At 56.5% G+C, this 19,973-nt stretch carries 19 protein-coding genes; 8 read left to right on the forward strand and 11 right to left on the reverse strand.

Features of this window, described 5'->3' with window-relative positions; all coding sequences use genetic code 11:
- Positions 1–23: 23 nt before the first annotated feature.
- From FCS96_RS09295 to FCS96_RS09340, 10 genes are all read right to left on the reverse strand, one after another.
- Positions 24–1,181 carry an iron-containing alcohol dehydrogenase gene (locus FCS96_RS09295; protein ID WP_138440076.1) on the reverse strand — a complete coding sequence of 386 codons (1,158 nt, stop codon included), beginning with the start codon at positions 1,179–1,181 and terminating at the stop codon, positions 24–26.
- Between the two features lie 10 nt (positions 1,182–1,191).
- Positions 1,192–1,848 carry an ATP-binding cassette domain-containing protein gene (locus FCS96_RS09300; protein WP_138440077.1) on the reverse strand — a complete coding sequence of 219 codons (657 nt, stop codon included), beginning with the start codon at positions 1,846–1,848 and terminating at the stop codon, positions 1,192–1,194.
- A complete protein-coding gene (locus FCS96_RS09305) occupies positions 1,841–2,638 on the reverse strand; it encodes an ABC transporter ATP-binding protein (RefSeq protein WP_138440078.1) in 798 nt (265 codons plus the stop codon). The genes FCS96_RS09300 and FCS96_RS09305 overlap by 8 nt, the downstream gene beginning before the upstream one ends.
- Positions 2,635–3,585 carry a branched-chain amino acid ABC transporter permease gene (locus FCS96_RS09310; RefSeq protein ID WP_138440079.1) on the reverse strand — a complete coding sequence of 317 codons (951 nt, stop codon included), beginning with the start codon at positions 3,583–3,585 and terminating at the stop codon, positions 2,635–2,637. The genes FCS96_RS09305 and FCS96_RS09310 overlap by 4 nt, the downstream gene beginning before the upstream one ends.
- Complete coding sequence (locus FCS96_RS09315; protein ID WP_138440080.1) at positions 3,585–4,481, reverse strand: branched-chain amino acid ABC transporter permease; 897 nt, start codon at positions 4,479–4,481, stop codon at positions 3,585–3,587. Before FCS96_RS09315 ends, FCS96_RS09310 begins: the two co-directional genes overlap by 1 nt.
- Positions 4,482–4,621: 140 nt before the next feature.
- Entirely contained in the window at positions 4,622–5,902 is a 1,281-nt protein-coding gene (locus FCS96_RS09320) for an ABC transporter substrate-binding protein (protein ID WP_138440081.1), read from the reverse strand.
- A 238-nt stretch (positions 5,903–6,140) separates the two neighbouring features.
- Positions 6,141–7,430, reverse strand: a complete 1,290-nt coding sequence (locus FCS96_RS09325) for an ABC transporter substrate-binding protein (protein ID WP_228264061.1) — start codon at positions 7,428–7,430, stop codon at positions 6,141–6,143.
- Positions 7,427–8,821, reverse strand: coding sequence for a sigma-54-dependent transcriptional regulator (locus FCS96_RS09330; RefSeq protein WP_138440082.1), 1,395 nt, complete (start codon positions 8,819–8,821; stop codon positions 7,427–7,429). The genes FCS96_RS09325 and FCS96_RS09330 overlap by 4 nt, the downstream gene beginning before the upstream one ends.
- Positions 8,822–8,824: 3 nt before the next feature.
- Positions 8,825–10,558: a sensor histidine kinase gene (locus FCS96_RS09335; protein ID WP_138440083.1), complete on the reverse strand. Its 1,734-nt coding sequence runs from the start codon at positions 10,556–10,558 to the stop codon at positions 8,825–8,827.
- A gap of 67 nt (positions 10,559–10,625) precedes the next feature.
- The gene (locus FCS96_RS09340; RefSeq protein WP_138440084.1) at positions 10,626–11,534 is read right to left on the reverse strand and encodes a LysR family transcriptional regulator; all 909 of its coding nucleotides are present in this window, start codon (positions 11,532–11,534) and stop codon (positions 10,626–10,628) included.
- Positions 11,535–11,692: 158 nt separating this feature from the next.
- On the opposite strand from FCS96_RS09340, the gene FCS96_RS09345 reads away from it, so the two are divergent.
- The 3 genes from FCS96_RS09345 (at position 11,693) to FCS96_RS09355 (ending at position 13,963) form a co-directional block, all read left to right on the forward strand.
- A complete protein-coding gene (locus FCS96_RS09345) occupies positions 11,693–12,169 on the forward strand; it encodes a DoxX family protein (protein ID WP_138440085.1) in 477 nt (158 codons plus the stop codon).
- Between the two features lie 91 nt (positions 12,170–12,260).
- Positions 12,261–13,076 carry a DODA-type extradiol aromatic ring-opening family dioxygenase gene (locus FCS96_RS09350; RefSeq protein ID WP_138440086.1) on the forward strand — a complete coding sequence of 272 codons (816 nt, stop codon included), beginning with the start codon at positions 12,261–12,263 and terminating at the stop codon, positions 13,074–13,076.
- Between the two features lie 122 nt (positions 13,077–13,198).
- Complete coding sequence (locus FCS96_RS09355; protein WP_138440087.1) at positions 13,199–13,963, forward strand: metalloregulator ArsR/SmtB family transcription factor; 765 nt, start codon at positions 13,199–13,201, stop codon at positions 13,961–13,963.
- A 44-nt stretch (positions 13,964–14,007) separates the two neighbouring features.
- On the opposite strand, the gene FCS96_RS09360 is transcribed toward FCS96_RS09355, so the two are convergent.
- The gene (locus FCS96_RS09360) at positions 14,008–14,997 is read right to left on the reverse strand and encodes a LacI family DNA-binding transcriptional regulator (protein ID WP_212747062.1); all 990 of its coding nucleotides are present in this window, start codon (positions 14,995–14,997) and stop codon (positions 14,008–14,010) included.
- Positions 14,998–15,150: 153 nt separating this feature from the next.
- Between FCS96_RS09360 and ltnD the strand changes: the two genes are divergently transcribed.
- The 5 genes from ltnD to denD are packed head-to-tail and all read left to right on the forward strand — an operon-like array spanning position 15,151 to position 19,932.
- Positions 15,151–16,077 (forward strand): L-threonate dehydrogenase, encoded by a 927-nt coding sequence (gene ltnD / locus FCS96_RS09365; protein ID WP_138440089.1) that lies wholly within the window; start codon positions 15,151–15,153, stop codon positions 16,075–16,077.
- A 50-nt stretch (positions 16,078–16,127) separates the two neighbouring features.
- The gene (gene otnK / locus FCS96_RS09370; RefSeq protein WP_138440090.1) at positions 16,128–17,408 is read left to right on the forward strand and encodes a 3-oxo-tetronate kinase; all 1,281 of its coding nucleotides are present in this window, start codon (positions 16,128–16,130) and stop codon (positions 17,406–17,408) included.
- A complete protein-coding gene (otnC, locus tag FCS96_RS09375) occupies positions 17,405–18,052 on the forward strand; it encodes a 3-oxo-tetronate 4-phosphate decarboxylase (protein WP_138440091.1) in 648 nt (215 codons plus the stop codon). The genes otnK and otnC overlap by 4 nt, the downstream gene beginning before the upstream one ends.
- Before the next feature lie 35 nt (positions 18,053–18,087).
- Positions 18,088–18,897, forward strand: a complete 810-nt coding sequence (otnI, locus tag FCS96_RS09380; protein ID WP_138440092.1) for a 2-oxo-tetronate isomerase — start codon at positions 18,088–18,090, stop codon at positions 18,895–18,897.
- 54 nt (positions 18,898–18,951) lie between these two features.
- On the forward strand, positions 18,952–19,932 hold the full coding sequence (gene denD / locus FCS96_RS09385; protein ID WP_138440093.1) for a D-erythronate dehydrogenase: 981 nt from the start codon (positions 18,952–18,954) through the stop codon (positions 19,930–19,932).
- The last annotated feature ends 41 nt before the right edge of the window (positions 19,933–19,973 follow it).

Raw genomic sequence — 19,973 nt, forward strand, 5'->3', positions numbered from 1 at the left:
CGCCAGATTATCAGGTGGCTCGCTCAGAATGCGGCTTGGTATATGGCCAATGCGTCCGCTTCTGAGACCTCCCTCGGGTTGTTCACCAGCAATCGGGTCTGCTTCATGGCGTCGGCCGCCATGACCGGCAGGTCGGATTCGCCAATGCCCACTTCCCGCAGGGTTTGCTCAAGCCCGATATCCGCACTTAATGCTTCCAGCCGATTGATGAACTCCTCCACCCGTTGCGACTCTGGCACGGAGGCGAGATCCGGGAAGGCATCGGGCGCCAGGGTAGCGTAGGCTTCGGCACAGGCACTGGCGTTGAAACGCATGACATGGGGCAAGACCAGAGCATTTGAAAGCCCGTGGGGCACGTGGAAAATACCCCCGATCGGGTAGGCCAGGGCATGCACTGCGGCCACGGGCGAATTGGCAAAAGCCTGGCCAGCCAGCATGGCGCCCAGCAGCATGTTGGAGCGTGCCTGAACATTGCGGCCGTCTTTCACCGCAGTCTCGATGTTGGCGCCGAGCAAGCGCAGGGCTTCACGAGCCAGTGTGCGCGACACCGGGTTGTTGTTGGCCGATGCGGAGGTGTAGCTCTCGATGGCGTGAACCATCGAATCGATCCCGGTTGCTGCCGTTACCGGTGCTGGCAGGCCAAGGGTCAGTTCGGCATCCAGCAGGGCCACGTCCGGAAGTAGCTGGGGTGCGACCACACCTTTCTTCTCGGCTTCGCCCACCGTGATGATAGAAATGGGCGTGACTTCGGAGCCGGTACCAGCTGTGGTGGGGATCTGAATCAGGGGCAGTCGCTGGCCTTTGGCCATCCCGACGCCATAGATGTCGTCCAGTTTTTCACCGCCGCCAATAAGCAACGCAATCAGCTTGGCGATATCCATGGAGGAGCCGCCGCCGAAGCCAATGACACCATCGATATTGGCCGCTCGGGCGTCTGCAAGGGCTGCCTCCACAACCGCCACAGGTGGATCAGCGACAACGCCATCGAACACTTGGTATTGCACGCCGGCCTGATCCAGAGAGTCGGTTGCACTGCTCAACAGGCCGGCCTGGATCAGGCCGGGGTCGGTCACGATCAAAACGCGGTTGCCAATCTGTTCTTTTACGATAGCGCCGAGCTTTTTGATGGAGCCCGGCTCGCAAATCACGCTTTTGGTCGTATTAAAGGTAAATGCCGTCATATTTCCTCTCCTAAGTCAGAGACGCCAATGGCTCAACGCTGCCACGCTCGATCTGAAAAGCTTCGTCAACCAGATCTGCCGAATGTGATTGGTCTGATTCGGAGAGCAGAACGGTCAGCCCTTCATCCTTCAGTGTACTCAAGACACTGGCTAGGCGCCGTGAAAGAGCTGGAGCTACCCCCTCAAAGGGCTCATCCAGTAATAGCAGGTTGGTACCGGTCATCATCGCCCTGGCCAGCGCCACCAGCTTTTGCTGTCCACCAGACAACTGTAGTGCCCGGCGATCAGAAAAAGCTTCTACTTCAGGCATCATTTCATAGATCCAGGCCAACCGGGCTTCGGCGCTGGTCAGCTGGCAGGCCCAGGCCGGCGCCATGATGTTTTCTTCAACGGTCAGATCAGGAACCAAACGGCGGTCTTCTGGCATGTAGCCAATGGACATGCCTGCGCGTTCAAAGGAACCCTGCTTGGTCATATCTGTTCCATTGATGAGAATTTGTCCGGATTTTGGCTTGAGCAGACCCATTATTGAGCGAAGCGATGTGGTCTTGCCGGCGCCATTCCGACCAATCAGGCCGACCATCGAGCCTTTTTCAACTGAGAAGGTCACGTCCCTGAGGATCAAAGTCCCGGCTATTTCAGTGGTCACGTTTTTAAGTTCAAGCATGGCCAGACTCCTTTGTAGTAGCGGGCGCGCTATCGCTCAAATCCAGATGGTGGCCGACAACCAGCTCCTGCACTTTGGGATCCGACAAGACTTTTTGAGTCGGTCCGTCAGCGAGGACGCGGCCGTCATAGAAGGCCAATACCCGGTCCGCGTAACGGAGAACCACTTCCATGTCATGTTCGACAAACATGGTGGCTGCGTCACTCTTGCGCACTGCCGCCATCACTGTGTCCATGAGGGTGAACTTGTCTTCAATGGCGACGCCAGAGGTCGGTTCATCCAGCAGCATCAAGCCGGGATTCGAAAGCATGGCCATAGCGATATCCAGGAGTTTCCGGACACCTTGTGGCAGGGTCGACACAACCTCGTCCGTATACTGTTCGATTTCGTACTCTCGCAACACCGCTTGTGCTTTTTCAATCTTTTCAGCAGACCGCAACGGATTCAGGAAGCTGAGCTTTCGGTCGACGGAAAAGCCAAAGGCAATCAGCATGTTGTCCAGAACAGTTAGCTCCTGGAATAGCTGGGCCACCTGGAAGGATCGGCCAACACCGGCCAGTGATACCTCCCGGGGGGATTTGCCGATGATTGATTCGCCGCGGACCAGAATGTCGCCGCCTGATGGCTGAATGTATCCGGTTACCATATTGATAAAGGTGGTTTTGCCAGCTCCGTTCGAACCGATGACCCCAACAATCTCGCCACTGTTGAGTTCAACATTGATGTCAGTGGCCGCTGTGACCGCACCGAAGGTTCTCTCCAGATTGACGGTTTTCAACAAAGCGCTCATGTGGTTTTCCTCGCTTTCTTGTTCTGGAATCGTTCAACCAGTGACCAAAGGCCTGACGGCATGAACAGGATGATTGCCAGCAGCGCGAAACCCAGAATCATCTGCCAGGTGTACGGAGCAACAGCAAAGGCGTAAGTGCGGAGCGCCTCGAACAGCACGGCGGCAATGATCGGCGCGGCGACGTGCGCGGTGCCACCCATTAGCGCAATAAAGACAAACTCGCCCGAGGTGGTCCAATAGGCCATTTCCGGATCGACATGGCCACTAACCAAGGCTGTTACCGTGCCACCGATGGCGGCGAGGGCTGCAGCAATGATGTACTTGACGTAAACCACCTTGAATACCGAGCCGCCGAGGTACTCCAGACGAATCTCATTCTCCCGAACCGCTTCGCCTGCGTAGCCGGACAACGAGTTGAGGTAACGCCAGGCCAGAATGCCGAGGCTGACAACCAGGAACACGGCAACGGCCAATACCAGGTCTGAGGCGCCTTCTGGTCCCGGAGCCCAACCCAGCAGGCTGGGGTTGGCAACGTTGAAGCCATCGGTTGAGCCGAGAACCTGCATGCGCACCAGCAGGCCGTATAGGATCATCGAAAATGCCATGGAAAACATGGCGAAAAAGATTTCCCGGTACCGGCACAGCAGCAGCCCGATAATGGCAGCAATAACAACGCTGACACTTATGGAAGCAAGCAGGATCAAGAGTATATCGGTCACTTCAGCAAACTGGGTCAGCATGCCCGCCACGTAGGCGCCCACGCAGTAATAGAGGCCCTGGCCAAATGACACCAGACCGGCCCTCATCAATAGGACCAGGCCGAGAACCACCAGGCCTTTGCCCATGGCAATGGTGAACAGATAGGACATCCACTGGGGCAAGAGCAGACCACCGGCCAGAATCGCCAGGCCCAGAATAAACAGCAGCGCTAAGGATTTTGTTTTCATCAGATCTTCCTCGCGTTGGCAACGGCAAACAGGCCTTGGGGACGAAACGCCAGAACCAGACCCATGACCGCGTAGATAACGAACAACTCGACTTCCGGATACAGGTGTACGGCGGTTGCGCGGGCCATGCCAACGATCAAAGCGCCGACCAGTGCTCCGGATATGCTTCCCAGACCACCAATGACCACCACGGCGAAGGCAAGCACAATGACTTCGATACCCATGCCGGGCACCACAGAGAGACCAGGTGCGGTCAGTGCACCAGCCAGCGCACCAATGCCGGCGCCAATCAGGAAGGTAATGGTGAAAATGCGTGAGACGTTGATGCCCAGAGCGCCGGCGATCTCACGGTCATGGATGACGACCCGCAGCAGCTTGCCATTTCGGGTCCGATTGAGGCCGTACCAGAGTGCAAGACCGATAAGAATACTGACGCCAATGAGCATGAAGTCGTAATTGGCGAACGACAGTCCCGCGAATTTTGTTCGTCCCAGCATGGTGTAGGGCTGATAGGCGAAATAGGGTTCAACGCCCCAAATCAGTTTAATGGCGTCTTCCATGATCAGTAGCACGGCATAGGTCACTAGAATCATGACCACCTCGTCCCGACCGTACATGAAACGCAATAAGCCGCGTTCGACCAACAAGCCGACGGTAATACCGGCGACCAACGCTGCGCCGATCAGTGCGACGAAGCTGAACCAGGGCACAGAACCGGTGGAGAAATACCAGCCCACCATCGCTGCGCCGGAATAGGCGCCCAGAGCATAGAAGCTGCCGTGGGACATGTTGAGTATTCGCATAACCCCGTAAATCAGGGTCAGACCGGCGGAGATGATGAACAGCCAGGATGCGTAGACTGATCCATCCACCAGGATTGCAATAAGTTGTTTCATTGGGGTACTCCCGATTCTTTGCACAGCCCTAGTTGTCCGAATGTGCTTGGAATAGCCACGGAGCAGGAGTGAAAGATAATTGGGTAGACGCACCGGGCCCTGAGCAGGGCTCCGGTGCGTATGCTGCTAGGTCAGAACGGTCAGTTGCACTCAGCGCCCGGCATGCCGGCCTGAATCCACTCAACAGTTTCGGTACCTTCCGGCGGGTTTACGCAGTCTGCCGGGTAACGCACGATGTCAGTGAACGTGATTTCACCATCAACGCGTTCGAGACGGCCGTAGACCATTTCAGTGGCAGCCTGATGACCTTTACCTCGGCTCATTTCCACTTTGCCACCCGGACCTTCAAACTCGAGACCTTCAAACGCTGTGATGACTTCTTCGGTGGAAGCGCCAACGCCGGCTTTATCTTGAGCAAGCTTAAGACCGATCAGTGCATGTGCCATGTGGTAGGCAGGGAAGGTCGGCGGTGTGCCAAAGCGCTCGGTGAACTCAGTCTGGAACCAGGTGTTCAGTTCACTGTCCGGCGCAAATGGGCCGAAGGGACCACGGGCACCAATGATTGCGCCGTCCGGCAGGTGCTCGCCCAGGCTGTTAAGCGCGGTCTCACCGGCGGTGAAGATAACCTGATTGTCTGCCAACAGGCCCCGCGCTGCCGCTTGCAGTACGAACGCGTCGGTGTCGCCGCCCCAGAACGAGGTGTGAATGACATCGGCAGAATTGACCTGCAGTGCAGAAATTTCAGCGCCATACTGGCCTGCAAACAGTTTTGGGAACTGTTCGGTAGTGATCTCGATGTCACCGTCGCGCAGCACTTTCAATGTTTCGGTGAAATCGCGCCAGCTATCGTGGCCCCAGGAGTAGTTCTGGTTGATGCCGGCCACAGATTCCAGTTCGGGCACGTTGTCGTTCACGTAGTGCGCAGCCGCAATGTTGTCCATGCTGGCGGTGGAGTGCGTGCGGAAAACGTATTTGTAGTCAGCCTCTTCGAACACACGAGGTGTGCCGCAGTCGAACAGCACCGTCAGTTTTTTCAGCTCTTCTGCAACGGCCGGAATGGCTAGGCAGTCACCTGACGAGATGTAACCGACAACGGCATCCACGCCGTCCCGCTCAACCAGGTTTCGGAATTCTGAGGTTTGCTTGGTGGCGCCTCCGGCTTCATCAACGTAAACGGGCGTAATCTGACGACCGTCAATACCTTTTCCCTGAATCGGAGCGGGTAGGGTTCCGTCGTTGATCGCCTCAATCACGAGATCAGCTGCGTTTTTGGCTGGAATCCCGAAGGGACCCGAGGCAGCGCCGGATAGGAAAGTAACCAGGCCAAGTTTGTAGTCGTCGGCGGCATGAGCGCTGAGGCTCAGCCCACCTGTTGTCATGGCACAGGCGACCGTCGCTGCGGTCAGCAGAGAGTGTTTCATTATTGGATCTCCAGACTGTTGTTCTTGTGTCGTATGGTCGGACGACCAGTATTGTTATTTTCCGGTGTCCGGTCCGACGTTCTACTAGGTCGGTAACGTCACTAAGCAGTAGCTGTGCCAGAATCGGAATTATTTTATCTGTATGATTTTTAGGGTTATTTTTATTAATCTGGTAGCTCGAAAAGTGAGATGAGCGGTTTTCGCTCCGAAGCTGTGAGCGATTGTGAGCGATAATCGCTCACTCAAAGCCTTTGATCTCGGGTTCAAGTTGTGAGGGGTGGTAGATATGCCAGTTTCCGAGCATCACGGATGCTGGCGGGAACTGTGTGTTAGGAACCGTTTCACCAATGGCCATCACTTGCCTGATCTGATGGGAGTCGGGATCCATAGAGGATTGAAAACCGGTGGGATCTTCCGGAGTGGACAGTGTCAGTCGCTCAAAGGCCCGTTTAACGGCGGCGGGGTTGCGGTAGTTGGTGCCCGCATTTTCCAGGGCTTTTGCGATCGCGATAATTCCTGTGAACGCGCCCTGGGCACCGGATGACGGGTAGTAGCCGGCCTCTCGGTGAAATTCTTCCACAAACCAACGATTAAAGTCCGTTTCCGGCCAATTGTTATGGTGACGTGAGGCCAGCAGCAGTCCAAGCGGCATTTTTTCTCCAAGCTGCGCGAAGATCTCGTAGTCCCCTCCTTTTTCGAAATTGGCAAAGCGGGAGGTTTTGAACAGTTTGGTGTCAGTAGCCTGAGTGACGAAGGCGACGAAATCACCGCCCCAAAGGCTGTTCACCACCAGATCTGGCTTTTGACGGATAAGTTCGTTGATGTAGTGGCTGTAGTCGGGCTCACTCAGCCTGGGCCAGAGCACCCCAGTGATTTCGTAGCTTACGCCGAATCGTGCCAAAGCTTGCCGGAAGTCGGACCAGACCTGATAGCCGTATTCGTAGTCCGGGCCTAGGTATGAAATTCTCAGAGGCTTTTTCGCTAGGTGTTCAGAGAAGAAATCTTTGATGAACAGAGCTCCGGCAGTCATTGACTGGCGGGTATCGTTGGTTACTCGGAAATAGCGGTCGTGGAGAAATTCGTCGGTGAGCCGAGATGACGCGTGGTCTGTGCCAACAAAAAATGCTCCTTCAGATGCTGCAACGGAAGTCACTTCAATGGCGACTGAGGAATTGACCACGCCGCATAGAAAACTCGCACCTTCGTCTTTAAGGAATCGTCGGGCTAGGGTCGTTGCCGTTGATAGTTTTGACTTGGTGTCGCCCAAGAGTATTCGCAGACGCGGGGAGTCTGGTCCCCCTTGATGCTCGAGATATTTGAGTGCCAGGCGGATGCCGACGACCGAATCGCGGCCAAGGACTCCTGCCCGTCCGGACATTGGATACAGGCACCCCACCGTGACATCAGCCTGTTCTTTTGTCGCGCCCAAAGCCTCCGCCTCGGCCATCGACGGTGCCATGATAAGTAGGCAGACTGCTTTGAGCAGCGCCAGTTTTCGGGAAAATGACCCAAGCAGGTTTGAAATCAAAACCCATCTCCCGTCAATCCGAGTTTCTGCATTCGCCGTTTCAGGGCGTGACGGGATATGCCGAGCGAATTGGCCGCGTCACCTTTTCGACCCCGGGACTGCAGGAGCGCTTCGCGAATGCATTGGGCTTCCCGTTTGGCAATTTCATTGGCGAGAGAGCCTTCGCCCTCGGAACCGATATCGCCAGTGTCTGTGTCGACGTTGTTGGTGATCGGGTCTCTCGCAGCTACGGTAATTTCCGGGGGCAACCGCTCCGGGCCAATGTTTTCTCCGGCGTATAGGATTGTCAGCCGCTCAATGGTGTTTCTTAGCTCACGGATGTTGCCCGGCCATGGGTAATCGCGTAGCAAGCTCAGGGTTTTTGGGTGCATGGTGATCGGACTGCAACCCTCTTGCAGCGCCAACTCTTCTGAAAAAATCGACACCAATTCGGGAATGTCCGCCCGGCGCTCTGCCAGGCAGGGGATGCTTAATGGCATCACGTTCAGCCGGTAAAAAAGGTCCTCCCGAAAAGCTCCGGACTGGGCTTCTACTTGCAAATCACGGTTACTCGCCGCAATAACCCGGATGTCTGCCTCAATTTCGGTTTGGCCCCCCACTGCACGGAAGCGATGGGTTTCCAGGAAGGTTAGTAGTTTCGCTTGCAGTGCTAGTGGTAGTTCACCGATTTCGTCCAGGAAAAGCGTGCCGCCGTTAGCCAGCTCGACTAGGCCTGTGCGCCGTTTATCGGCTCCGGTGTAAGCGCCTTTTTCGGCTCCGAACAGTTCCGCTTCCAGCAAATTTTCGGGCAGCGATGCGCAGTTGACCGAGACAAATGGTGCGCTCTTGTCTCGTTGGGAATGAAGAGCCTTTGCGATCAGTGTCTTGCCACTGCCGGACGGGCCTTGGAGTAGTATCGTGCGCGCTGAGCTTTGTCCGACGCGCTCCACATTCTGTAAGAGGGTTTGCATTGCGCTGCTGCTGCCGATCAACCCGTGGGTACTGGCTTCGCGCTCCCGACGGTAGGCAACCTCTTCACTGAGCTGCCGGTGTTTGTGATTGCGCAGGATCAGCAGGATTAGCTCGTCCAGATCAAAGGGCTTGGTAATGTAGTCCTGAGCCCCTTTTTTGACCGCCTCGACGGCCGCTCGGGTGTCGCCATGAGCTGAGATCATGATGGTAATCGGAGGTGCCGTCATGGTCTTAAGTTTGTCGAGAATGTCGAAACCGGACTGGTCGGGCAATTTCAGGTCCAGAAGAACAATGTCCGGAGTATGGATTTCAACCGCTGCGAGACCGTCTTTGCCGGTATAGGCGGCATGGACCGACATGCCTTCCTCCTCCAATGAAAAAATCAGGCTGCTGACCAGATTTTTCTCGTCATCAATGATCAGGACGTTGGGTTTACGCATGGGTTATTCCAGGATTGAATTGTTCAGATACAACGGTAGTTGCAGGGTTACTTTCAGCCCTTCACCGGGCACGCTTTGAAACCTCAGCGTGCCTTCGTTGGCTTGGGCAAGCTGTTTGCAAATGGCAAGGCCCAGCCCGGTCCCGTTGGTCTTGGTGGTGAAAAACGGTTCGGTCAGATGGCTCAGTTGATCTGCGCTCACACCCGGGCCGTTATCGCTGACCGAGACATAGACTGCAAGCCCCTGCTGCTTAATTCGGATAACAACGCGGCCGCCAATGCCTTCGAGCGCCTGAATTGCGTTCATGACCAAGTTCATGATGATCTGGCGCACCTGTGGGGGATCTGCCCAGGCAAACACTGGCGGATGTTCGACTTGGATCAGTTCTACTTCATGGCGATGTGCGACAGCATCGGCAAGAATTTTGACAGTTTCCACGACGTCCAGAATGTCGACCTTTCTTGCCTTGGCATCCCTTGGGCGTGCGTAATCCAACAGAAGCTGCACAACATCGTTCACTCGATCAATCTCGTGATCAACGGACGCCATCAGTTTTTGACGTTTAGGGTCAGACTCCTTTCTGGAAAGTGCCTGAATAGTGGTTTTGATGGTGGCCAGCGGATTCCGGATCTCATGGGCAACCCCGGCTGAGAATTGCCCAAGTATGGCGCGCCGCTCCACGTCCACCATACTTTTTACCAGTCGTTTCAGGCGCAGGCGCATGCGTTCCAGTGCAAACGAGAGGTAACCTATTTCAGCCGTGCCCTCCATACCTAACGGCGTGTCGAAGTCTCCCCTGGCAACTCGGTCAGCGCCTTCAATTAGCGGGGTGACTTGCCGTTCAAGTCGCTTTGATAAGTGTCGGGACAGAAGTGTGACCGCGAGTGCGGCACCAATCGCCAGGAAAATCAGCCCGAACCGGGCGGACTCCAGCGGCCCTAACAAGGGATCGCCCAACCATTGCAAACGAATGTGCCAGCCGTTGATAAAGTCGCTGGAGTTAATGTCTTTTTGCGACGGTGGTCCAGGGGGCGTTAGATTCCCTACTGAGCTTAGCTGCACATTTTGGGGCGGTACAATCAGGGGGCTCTGCAAACCTGGTAAAGTCAGATCCTGAATCTGTTCAGTGAGACTCGCAAGCCGAATCACCAGACCAATCCAGGCTTCGGGAGCAGGATTAAAGCCGCTAGGGCTGAGGCGCAGGATGAGCCAGCCCGGCCGCTCGTGAGTTGGGAGTGCTGGACCAAGTAGCTCTGCGCCAGCAAAGCTTGTCCGCGGCAAAGTGTGCCAGGAAACGTCTTTCAGCAGTGTCTGCGTCAGATACCACTGTGGTTGATCAAATTGAGCAGGCTTGGCCACTACGCCATAGATGTGAGGGCTGTCGAGCTGCTGTCTTACTTGGGCCAGCATCACCTGGTCAGGCTCATCGCCAGGCTTCGCGGTCGTCAGCCACTCGAAAACTTCGGGAATATCGGAAAGTCCCTCCAATTCGTAGATGCGTTCCTGAAGGAACGTGCGCAGAAGGTTTTCAGCCCCCGAAAGCCGGGCATTGGTGCGGCTCTCAGTTACCTTGTCCAGTGCCCGCACGTACTGGGTGTCGTACACACTGGCCAGCAACCCGAGTGGCACCAGCGCGATCACCAATGCACTAAAAAGATATCGTCTGGCCAAGCCGTTGCGCTGCAGTGTGCGCAGGCGGGGTGGGGTGGAAGAATCATGTTTTATTATGCTTTTCATCCCGAGATCATATCGGGAGACCGGAAGGGTTGGAATATCCGTTGCTAAGGAGATGCGCGACTAACCGTTACTCAAACGAATCCCAGTAAGGTGGCTCGCCAAAATAGCCGTCGATAAAGTCGATGAAGCTACGCACTTTGCTGGCCAGCAACTGGCGGTGGGCGTACACAGCATAGAGCGACATGGGCTCGGGCTCATCGTCGGGCAGAATGATCTGCAAGGCACCTTCTTTAATGGCTGCGCCGGAAATAAAGGTGGGCTGCAGCGCAATTCCTGCACCTGCGATGGCCGCAGCCACGAGCACATCGCCGTTGTTGCTGATCATGTCGCGGCTACTGTCGCGGGCACTGCCATGGAATCCCTTGAGCACGGCCGGGCTGGCTTCCGGATCCAGATAACTGTACTGCAGGTAACGGTGGTTGGTGAGCTCGTCCGGGCTTTCAGGGGTGCCATATTTGGCGAGGTAATTGGGCGAGGCGCACAGTACAAGGCGCACCGGTGCAATCCGTTTGGCAATCAGTGATGAGCTTTTCAGGTGGCCGATGCGCAGGGCAACGTCGAAGCCTTCTTCTACGATGTCGACTTTACGGTCATTCAGTTGCAGGTCTATGCCGACATCCGGGTGGGCGCTCTGGAAATCGCTCAACAGCCGGGCCATGTGACGAGTAGCAAAGGAAACCGGAGCGCTGATTCGGAGCAGGCCCCGCGCCTGGGTTTGGAGGTCACCCAGTTGGTTCTCCATGTCGTTGATGTCGTCCAGCACCTGCTGGGCGTGCTGGTGGTAACGGGCCCCGGCCTCGGTCAGGTGCAGTTTGCGGGTGGTGCGATTAAGCAGGCGCACGCCGAGGTGTTGCTCCAGCTGGGAGACATACTTGCTGGCGAGCTGAGGCGACATCGCCAGCCTGTCGGCGGCGCTGGTGAACGACCCTTCGTTTACTACCGTGACGAATGTTCGCATTGCTTCGATGCGGTCCATCCTGCTTTTCCCTCTGGCTCAATTATTGTCAACGTATCGTTGATAATAACTCAATATCAGCCCTCTTAGTCTTTCGGTTTGGCGAGAGTAAAGTGTTTACATCGTCTGAGGCAGCGCTTCAGGACACATTAACGAAAGAAAGCTTAGAGGTGACAAACATGAACACTCAATTTACACAGGCATTAGTCGGCTCCAACGGTGGTTTCGCGGCCCTGGTTCTTCGGGTACCGGTTGGCCTGATTCTGGCGGCCCACGGCGCGCAGAAACTGTTTGGCTGGTTTGGCGGTTACGGACTGGAAGGTACCGGTCAATGGATGGCAAGCATCGGTCTTGAACCGGGCTACCTGATGGCGCTGGCGGCCGGTAGTGCTGAGTTCTTTGGCGGCCTGGCGCTGGTGCTTGGCTTGTTGACCCGTCCAGCGGCATTGGTGTCGGCACTAACTATGCTCGTGGCGATTTTTGCGGTCCATTTCAGCAATGGTCTCTTCATGTCCAACAACGGTTACGAATACGCTTTGACTCTGTTTGCGGTTACCGTGGCGCTGACAATCCAGGGAGGCGGCCGGTTCTCGCTGGACGGACTGCTGCAGCAGCAAATTGGCGGTGCCAGCCGCAGCCGGCAGGCAGCAGCCTGACGCTGCAACGGTGATTAGATACAGCGCATAGTTCAGCCAGTACAGCTCCCCGAAAACGGGGAGCGCTTTGGTTTCAGGAGGAGCAGGCGAAATGAATACCCGAACCGATGTTGTGTTCCTTTCCCATGGTGGTGGGCCCTTGCCGCTGTTGGGCGATCCGGGTCATCAAGACATGGTGGACCAGCTCACGACGCTGGCCGCTACATTGCCCGAGCCCCAGGCCATTGTGGTTATTAGCGCCCATTGGGAAGAATCGGCACCAACAATTACCGCGGGGAGTCAGCCCCCGTTAATCTACGACTACCATGGTTTTCCCGCCGAGGCCTATGAGATCCAGTACCCGTGTCCGGGCGAGCCCGAGCTGGCAAACCGGGTGTATGGGGCGCTGGAACTGGCTGGGCTGTCGCCGAGGCTCGATGACGAGCGGGGATTTGATCACGGCGTGTTTGTACCACTGAAACTGATGTACCCGGCAGCGGATGTTCCAGTGGTTCAGCTTTCGCTGGTCAACAGTTTGGATGCCGCTACCCATCTGTCGATAGGGCGTGCGCTCAGACACCTGGAGTATGACGATCTGCTGGTGATCGGGTCGGGATTCTCGTTCCATAACATGGGGGCGTTTTTTGCGCCGAATACCCCGGAGGTCCAAGCGTCGAATCAGGCCTTTGAAGACTGGCTGGCGCAGACTTGTTGCGACCCCAACCTAACCGAAACAGAGCGCTACCAGCGGCTGGTGACTTGGGAATCCGCACCCCACGCCCGGTTCTGCCATCCTCGGGAGGAGCACCTGCTGCCTCTTCACGTGTGTTACGGGCTCGCCAACGGGCCAAGCAATGGCCGCATTGCCGCTACGATTTTGGATAAGCAGTCAGGGATGTTTCATTGGGGACCAGTTCCAAGCCCTTAGTCGGCCGGTGCAGCAGTGCGCTTGCTGTGGATCTAATGGCTTCCTGCTTTACTCATGAGTGCGCTGGAATTATTATGCAAAAAATAGCATATTCAAAAAAATGCATATATTGAGGTTAGGGGATGAAGCGCCGGATTTTGTTCGTCTGCACCGCCAACAGTGCCCGTTCACTGATGGCAGAAGCTCTGCTCCAGGACATGGCCGGAGATTTTTTCGAGGTGGCCAGTGCCGGTACCGGTCCGACCTCGCCTCACCCAATGGCTTTGCAGGTGCTGCAAGAGGCCGGCATTGCCACTGATGGCCTGCACAGCAAGCAGTTGGCGGATTTGCAGGACCAACACTGGGATTATGTGATTACGCTGTGTGAAAAAGCCGCCAGCGAATGCGGCAGTGTTTGCCAGCCCGCGCAACAGATTGCCTGGGATTTCCCCGACCCGGTTCCATCCAATCGACACGCCACCTTTGCCCTGACCCTCAAGGAAATCAAAGAGCGAATCTCGCTGTTTACCCTGGTGCATCAGAAAGAGACCGGCCGGAAGCCCATCAAATACGATCCGGTTGCGGTGTTCAAGGCCATGGCGGATGAGTTCCGCCTGTCTGCCCTGTTGCTTATCCGGGATCAGCAACAGCTGTGTGTCTGTGAGCTGACCGAAGCCTTCGATGCGCCCCAACCCAAGGTCAGCCGGCACCTGGCGACGTTGAGGGAATCGGGCCTGCTGGAAACCGAGCGCCGGGGCCAATGGGTTTATTACTCACTTAACCGGCAAATCCCGGAGTGGCTGGTCAGGGTGTTGGATGAAACCGCCAGCCAAGGTGGCGCCTTGATCGAACACGCGCAGCAACGGCTCGGGGCCATGGCAGATCGGCCTGTTGTTCAGTGTCTCTAAGCCGTAGTGTGAATCAGGAAACAGAACTAACGCGCTGTGGCACGTTACGCACTCTCTCCAACATGTAACTCAAAACCAACATCGTGACTTGATGCCGTCAATGGTTTCCCCTCGAGCCGGGCAATAATGGCTCGAGCGCTGAGGCGGCCGATACTCTCTCGGGGCGAGCAAATTGTCGTCAGATTTGGGGAAATATGTTGGCCGATGGGGAGTCCATTAAAGCCAGCAATCGCGATGTCTTCAGGTACCCGGATGCCTCGGCGCTGGGCGTGCAGGATTGCACCGGTTGCCAGGTCATCGTTGGCGAAGTGGATGGCATCTGCCTCCGGGAGTATCGCCTTGACCTTATCCAGGGCTTTGGCGCCAGTCTCAAACTGGCCCAGTTGGTCCATTTCAATAAGCGGAGCCTCAAGACCGGCCGCCTCCAGAATTTCCCGATGGCCCTCGTAACGTAGGCGTGCCCGGTAGTCGTTCGCCATCTGTGCAGCAACATAAACGATGTTTTGATAGCCGCAGCTCAATAGATGCCGTGCCATACAGCGGCCCGCTTCGGGATGGTCCAGGCCAACGTTGATGTCTACTGCTTCGCCCAGTTCCATGATTTCTGCAATAGGGTTGGGCCACTCCCGGAGAATTCTTTGACACGCATCATTGTGCCGCAGGCCACTGATGACGAGTGCGGAGGATGACCAACCCAGGAAGGTTCTGACCAACTGACATTCCCGCTCAAGGTCATAATCGGTGTTGCCAAGCAGGATCTGGTACCCGTGTTTCTCGAATTCACTCTGCAAGCCCTTGATCACTTCAATGAAAACGATATTGGACAAGGATGGGACGACCACGGCAATGAAGCGGGAGTTGGCTGAGGCCAGGCTCCCAGCCAGCATATTGCGTACATAGCCGACCTTATCGATAGCCGCCTCCACTCGGGCACGTGTCTTGGCGCGGACGCTTGCCGGCGCATTGAGTACACGCGACACCGTAATGGCAGAGACTTCAGCCTCGCGGGCCACGTCGGCGATTGTGGGTTGCATGGAGCCCTTGCGCGGTCTTTTCGGTTTCTGGGTGGAACTAGACATTAGTCGGTATGCCTCGTTAGTGGTTGCGTCTTTTCATCATCTGAGCTATCAATATGGTAGCGCTAACATTTAGCGATTCCAAAAAATAATAACAGGGGATTCCATCCGATGGTGCAGCAAGTGCAAACCAAAACAGTCGGCGTTGTGGGGCTTGGCGCCATGGGCATGGGTACGGCCCTGGCATTGCTTGACGCAGGTTTTGATGTGATTGGCTATGACGTCTCCGAAGCGGCTCGTGAGCGTTTTGTCCGCGACGGTGGTCGCTGTGTCTCATCAGCGGCAGCACTTGGTCCTGAATGCGACCTTGTGCTCCTGATCGTGGTGAATGCAGATCAGGTTGAAACTGTGCTGTTCGGGGCTCAGGGATTGGCCGGTACGCTGGCGGCTGGAAGTCTCATTCTGCAGTGCGCCACGGTGGCCCCAAGCTATGCGACGGCACTGGGCGAGCGTCTTGAGGGGCAGGATCTGCTAATGCTGGATTCGCCTCTGAGTGGCGGTGCTGCCAAAGCAAGATCGGGGAAGTTGTCCATCATGTCTTCGGGCAGTTCCATGGCTTATGTCGCGGGTGAATCGGTTCTTGCGGCCATGGCGGAAACGGTTTACCGACTCGGTGATACCCCGGGCGCAGGTTCGAGCGTCAAGCTGGTCAATCAGCACTTGGCTGGTGTCCATATTGCGGCCGCGGCTGAAGCTATGGCGCTCGGTATTCGCATGGGTATAGACCCCGACACCCTTTATGACGTCATTACCCACTCCGCTGGAAACTCCTGGATGTTCGAGAATCGGGTTCCCCATATCCTGAAGGGTGATTACGCGCCGCTGTCTGCGGTGGATATTTTTGTCAAGGATCTGAACATCGTGCATCAGGCCGGGCGCGAGTTGAAGCTGTCGATGCCTGTTGCTGCCAGCGCCCTTCAGCAGTTCACTGCGGCAAGTGGTGCCGGTCTGGGACGGGAGGACGATTCTGCGGTGATCAAGGTTTACCAGAGGCTGTCAGGCATCAATCTGCCAGCAGCCAACGATACCGTTGCCTGAGCGGTGATCATGCATCGAAACAAGAAACCACTAATGACGATGGTAGGCTTATGAATATAGTGCTGGGTGCTATTGCCGACGATTTTACCGGGGCCACCGACCTGGCCAATAATCTGGTCCGGGCGGGTATGCGCACCCTGCAGGTGATTGGTGTGCCCGATACTCCATTGTTGCTCGAAGACGTAGACGCGGTAATTGTTGCACTGAAGTCACGATCTTGTGAAGCAGCCCAGGCAGTTTCGCAGTCGCTGGAGGCTCTGGAGTGGCTGCAGGCACGAGGTGTCCGTCAGGTTTTCTTCAAATACTGCTCCACCTTCGACTCCACCGCGGTAGGTAACATTGGTCCCGTGGCAGACGCATTACTTGAATCCCTCGGCGCTCGCCAGACCGTCATGGTGCCGGCATTCCCGGTTAACGGGCGCACCGTATATCAGGGGCATCTGTTTGTGGGTGACCGGCTGCTCAATGAAAGCGGCATGGAGCAACACCCGCTGAATCCTATGACCGACGCCGATCTGGTGCGGGTTTTGGCGCAACAGAGCAAGTGGACCGTGGGTCTTCTGAACCATTCCGTTCTTAAGGGCGGTGCTGACGCCGCGCGGGCGCATCTTGATCAGGCCAGGGGCGAAGGCTGCAGTCATATCATCTGTGACAGTCTGGATGAAGATGATCTCCAGACCGTCGCCGAAGCTGTTGTGGATTTCCCGCTGGTTACTGGGGGGTCTGGACTGGGTCAGGCGCTGCCGGCCGAATATCGCAAGCGCGAGTGGCTGAGCCATATTGCCGATGCCAGTCAGCTCGAGCCTGCCAGTGGTAGTGCATTGGTGCTTTCTGGTAGTTGTTCACGCGCAACGCTGGCCCAGATTGATGCCTTCCTCACGCACTACGAGGGTTTTGCCCTGGATCCACTGGCACTGGCGACCAGCGACGACCATTACCACGAGGCGTTGAATTTCGCCCGGAACCGGGTTGGCTGCGGCGCTCCGCTGATTGTCTATGCCTCTGCCCTGGCAGGCAGCGTGCAGCAAGCCCAACAGCAACTCGGTGTTGAGGCGTCCGGGGAACTGGTTGAGAGTGCGCTTGCCAGCTTGGCTACAACTCTGGTCAGCGAAGGCGTTGGCCGACTGATCGTGGCAGGAGGAGAAACCTCCGGTGCGGTGGTTTCGGCTCTGGGAATTAAGGCCCTGCGGATTGGTGGACAAATTGATCCGGGCGTCCCTTGGACTCAGGCGCGAATCGAAGGCAAGGATAAGCCTCTGTCATTGGCTCTCAAATCAGGCAATTTTGGAGCAGTAAATTTCTTCACGCGTGCATTTGAGGTGCTCCAATGAACGCTCATGACATTAATTGCCTCCGAGAGCAGATCGTGGTTTATGGCCAGTCGCTTTTCGAACGAGGTTTGACCATGGGTTCCAGTGGCAACATCAGTGTGCGGCTGGGGGATGGTGGCTGGCTGATGACGCCCACGAATGCCTGCCTGGGTCGGCTTGATCCGGCGAGGATTGCGCGCCTAGACGCCAAGGGGCAACTCCTTGATGGTGATGCCCCCACTAAGGAACATTTTTTACACATGGCAATGTACGACGAGCGTCCCCAGTCCGGTGCGATCGTCCACTTGCACTCCACCCATTCGGTGGCTGTGTCCTGCCTGCCGGAGATCAATCCCTGCGACTGCATACCTCCGCTGACTGCCTATTACATCATGCGGGTTGGCAAACTGCCCCTTGTGCCTTATCACATGCCCGGCGACCCGGCGCTGGCGGATGCAGTCCGAGGGCTAGCGGGAAAACACAATGCAGTGTTGCTCGCCAATCATGGACCTGTGGTGGCGGGCAAAACCCTGGAGGCGGCGATTTATGCCACAGAGGAATTGGAGGAAACCGCGAAACTGTTCCTGCTGCTACGAGGCCAAAACCCGAGGGTTCTCTCCCCACAGCAAATTTCTGATCTAGAGGCGCGCTTCCCACGCGACTGATTACTTTTGAGTTTGATACCGATGAGGACCCTGATGTGATCCGACTGGCTGCAAACCTCAGCATGCTGTTCACCGAATACGACTTCCTCGACCGCTTTGCGGCCGCGGCGGCTGCGGGGTTCCGTGGGGTTGAGTACCTGTTCCCTTATGCCTACAGCACCCAGCAGCTGAGGGCAGCTCTGGATTCTGCAGGCTTGAGCCAGGTGCTGTTTAACCTGCCACCAGGGAACTGGGATTCGGGTGAGCGGGGGCTGACGAGCCTACCCGGTAGGGAGGCGGAATTTCGCGATTCTGTCGCCAAGGCGCTGGACTATGCCGAGGCTCTGAACTGCCCCCGGCTACATGCCATGGCGGGCTTGCTGCCCGAAAATGCTGACGAGGTAACTCGTGTGGCGCACTGGGAAACCTATATCAGCAACTTGCGTTACGCCGCATCCGAATTTTCGGAAAGAGGCAAAGTCTTGCTTGTAGAACCGATCAATCCCCGCGACATGCCCGGGTTCCTGCTCAACACCCAGGCCCAGGCTCAGGCGGTGATAGAACAGGTAGGTGCAAAGAATCTTCGGGTCCAGTTTGATCTTTATCATTGCCAGATTGTGGAAGGTGACCTGATCCGCAACCTTGAAGCCCAGTTCGCCAATATTGGTCATGTTCAGATCGCCGGCGTGCCCGAACGCCACGAACCGGATCGGGGTGAAGTGCATTACCCGGCGGTCCTCGATCGCCTTGAGTCGCTGGGTTATGAGGGCTGGGTTGGTTGTGAGTATCGGCCAGCCGGCACTACGGCGGCGGGACTGAGCTGGGGGCATGCCTACGGCTTATCCGGTCGGGCGCTTGCAATGTAACGAACCCAGAGAATCTGGAATTCGACAGACCAAAACAATAACAAGGATTTGATCATGCATATTCTGATAACTGGCGCCGCCGGATTTTTGGGTCAACGCCTGATCCACACTTTGGTGGCTCGCGGCGAGTTGGCCGGCAAGGCCCTGTCCCGCCTTACCCTGGTAGACCAGGTTGTAGCAAGTGTGCCGCACATCAGTGGGCTTGAACCTAACGTCCCGGAAGTTCAGACCCAAGCTGTGGATATTTCGGCCCCAGGCAGTCTTGATGCCCTCCTTGACGACCGTCCGGATGTGATTTTCCATCTTGCCGCCGTTGTAAGCTCCGCTGCCGAGGAGGATCTTGACCTCGGGTGGTCGGTTAACTTCGGTGCCACCCATGCGCTACTTGAAGGGTGCCGCAGCAGGAACCTGTCAACAACCCGGCTGATCATGGCCAGTTCGGTTGCGGTTTATGGTGGCGCTCTGCCGCCAATTCTGGACGACATGACGGCCCTGACGCCACAAAGCTCCTACGGCACGCAGAAGGCTATGTGCGAGCTGATGATAAATGATTACAGTCGCCGTGGTCTGGTTGATGGTCGAGTGCTTCGGCTACCCACCATTGTTATCCGTCCGGGCCGGCCGAATGCCGCGGCGTCCAGCTTTGCCTCCAGTATCCTGCGAGAGCCCTTTAACGGGCAGCAGGCCATTTGTCCGGTGCCAACCGATCTGAAGTTGTTTGTGATGTCACCGGGCCGTGTCATCGAGGCGCTGATTCACGGCGCCGAAGTGTCGGGGACCGCCTTCGGGCCCTCGCGCAGCGTCATGCTGCCTGGAATTACCATCAGTGTCGCGGAGATGCTGGACAACCTGCGTGAGCGTGGCGGAGAACAGGCGCTCGCCCTGGTCCGCCATGAACCTGATCCTCGAATCACGGCGATTGTTTCCAGTTGGCCGGTGGCGTTCGACACGTACCGAGCTAGGGAACTTGGTTTTTCAGGTGATTCCGGTTTTTCAGACATTGTTGATGCTTTTCTTAACGAGCGCTCGACCTAACGAACGCTCCTCAACCCTCTGACCGTCGGTCAAGGGATAAC

Origin of the sequence: Marinobacter alexandrii (assembly GCF_005871205.1) — a bacterium.
GTDB classification, from domain to species: domain Bacteria; phylum Pseudomonadota; class Gammaproteobacteria; order Pseudomonadales; family Oleiphilaceae; genus Marinobacter; species Marinobacter alexandrii.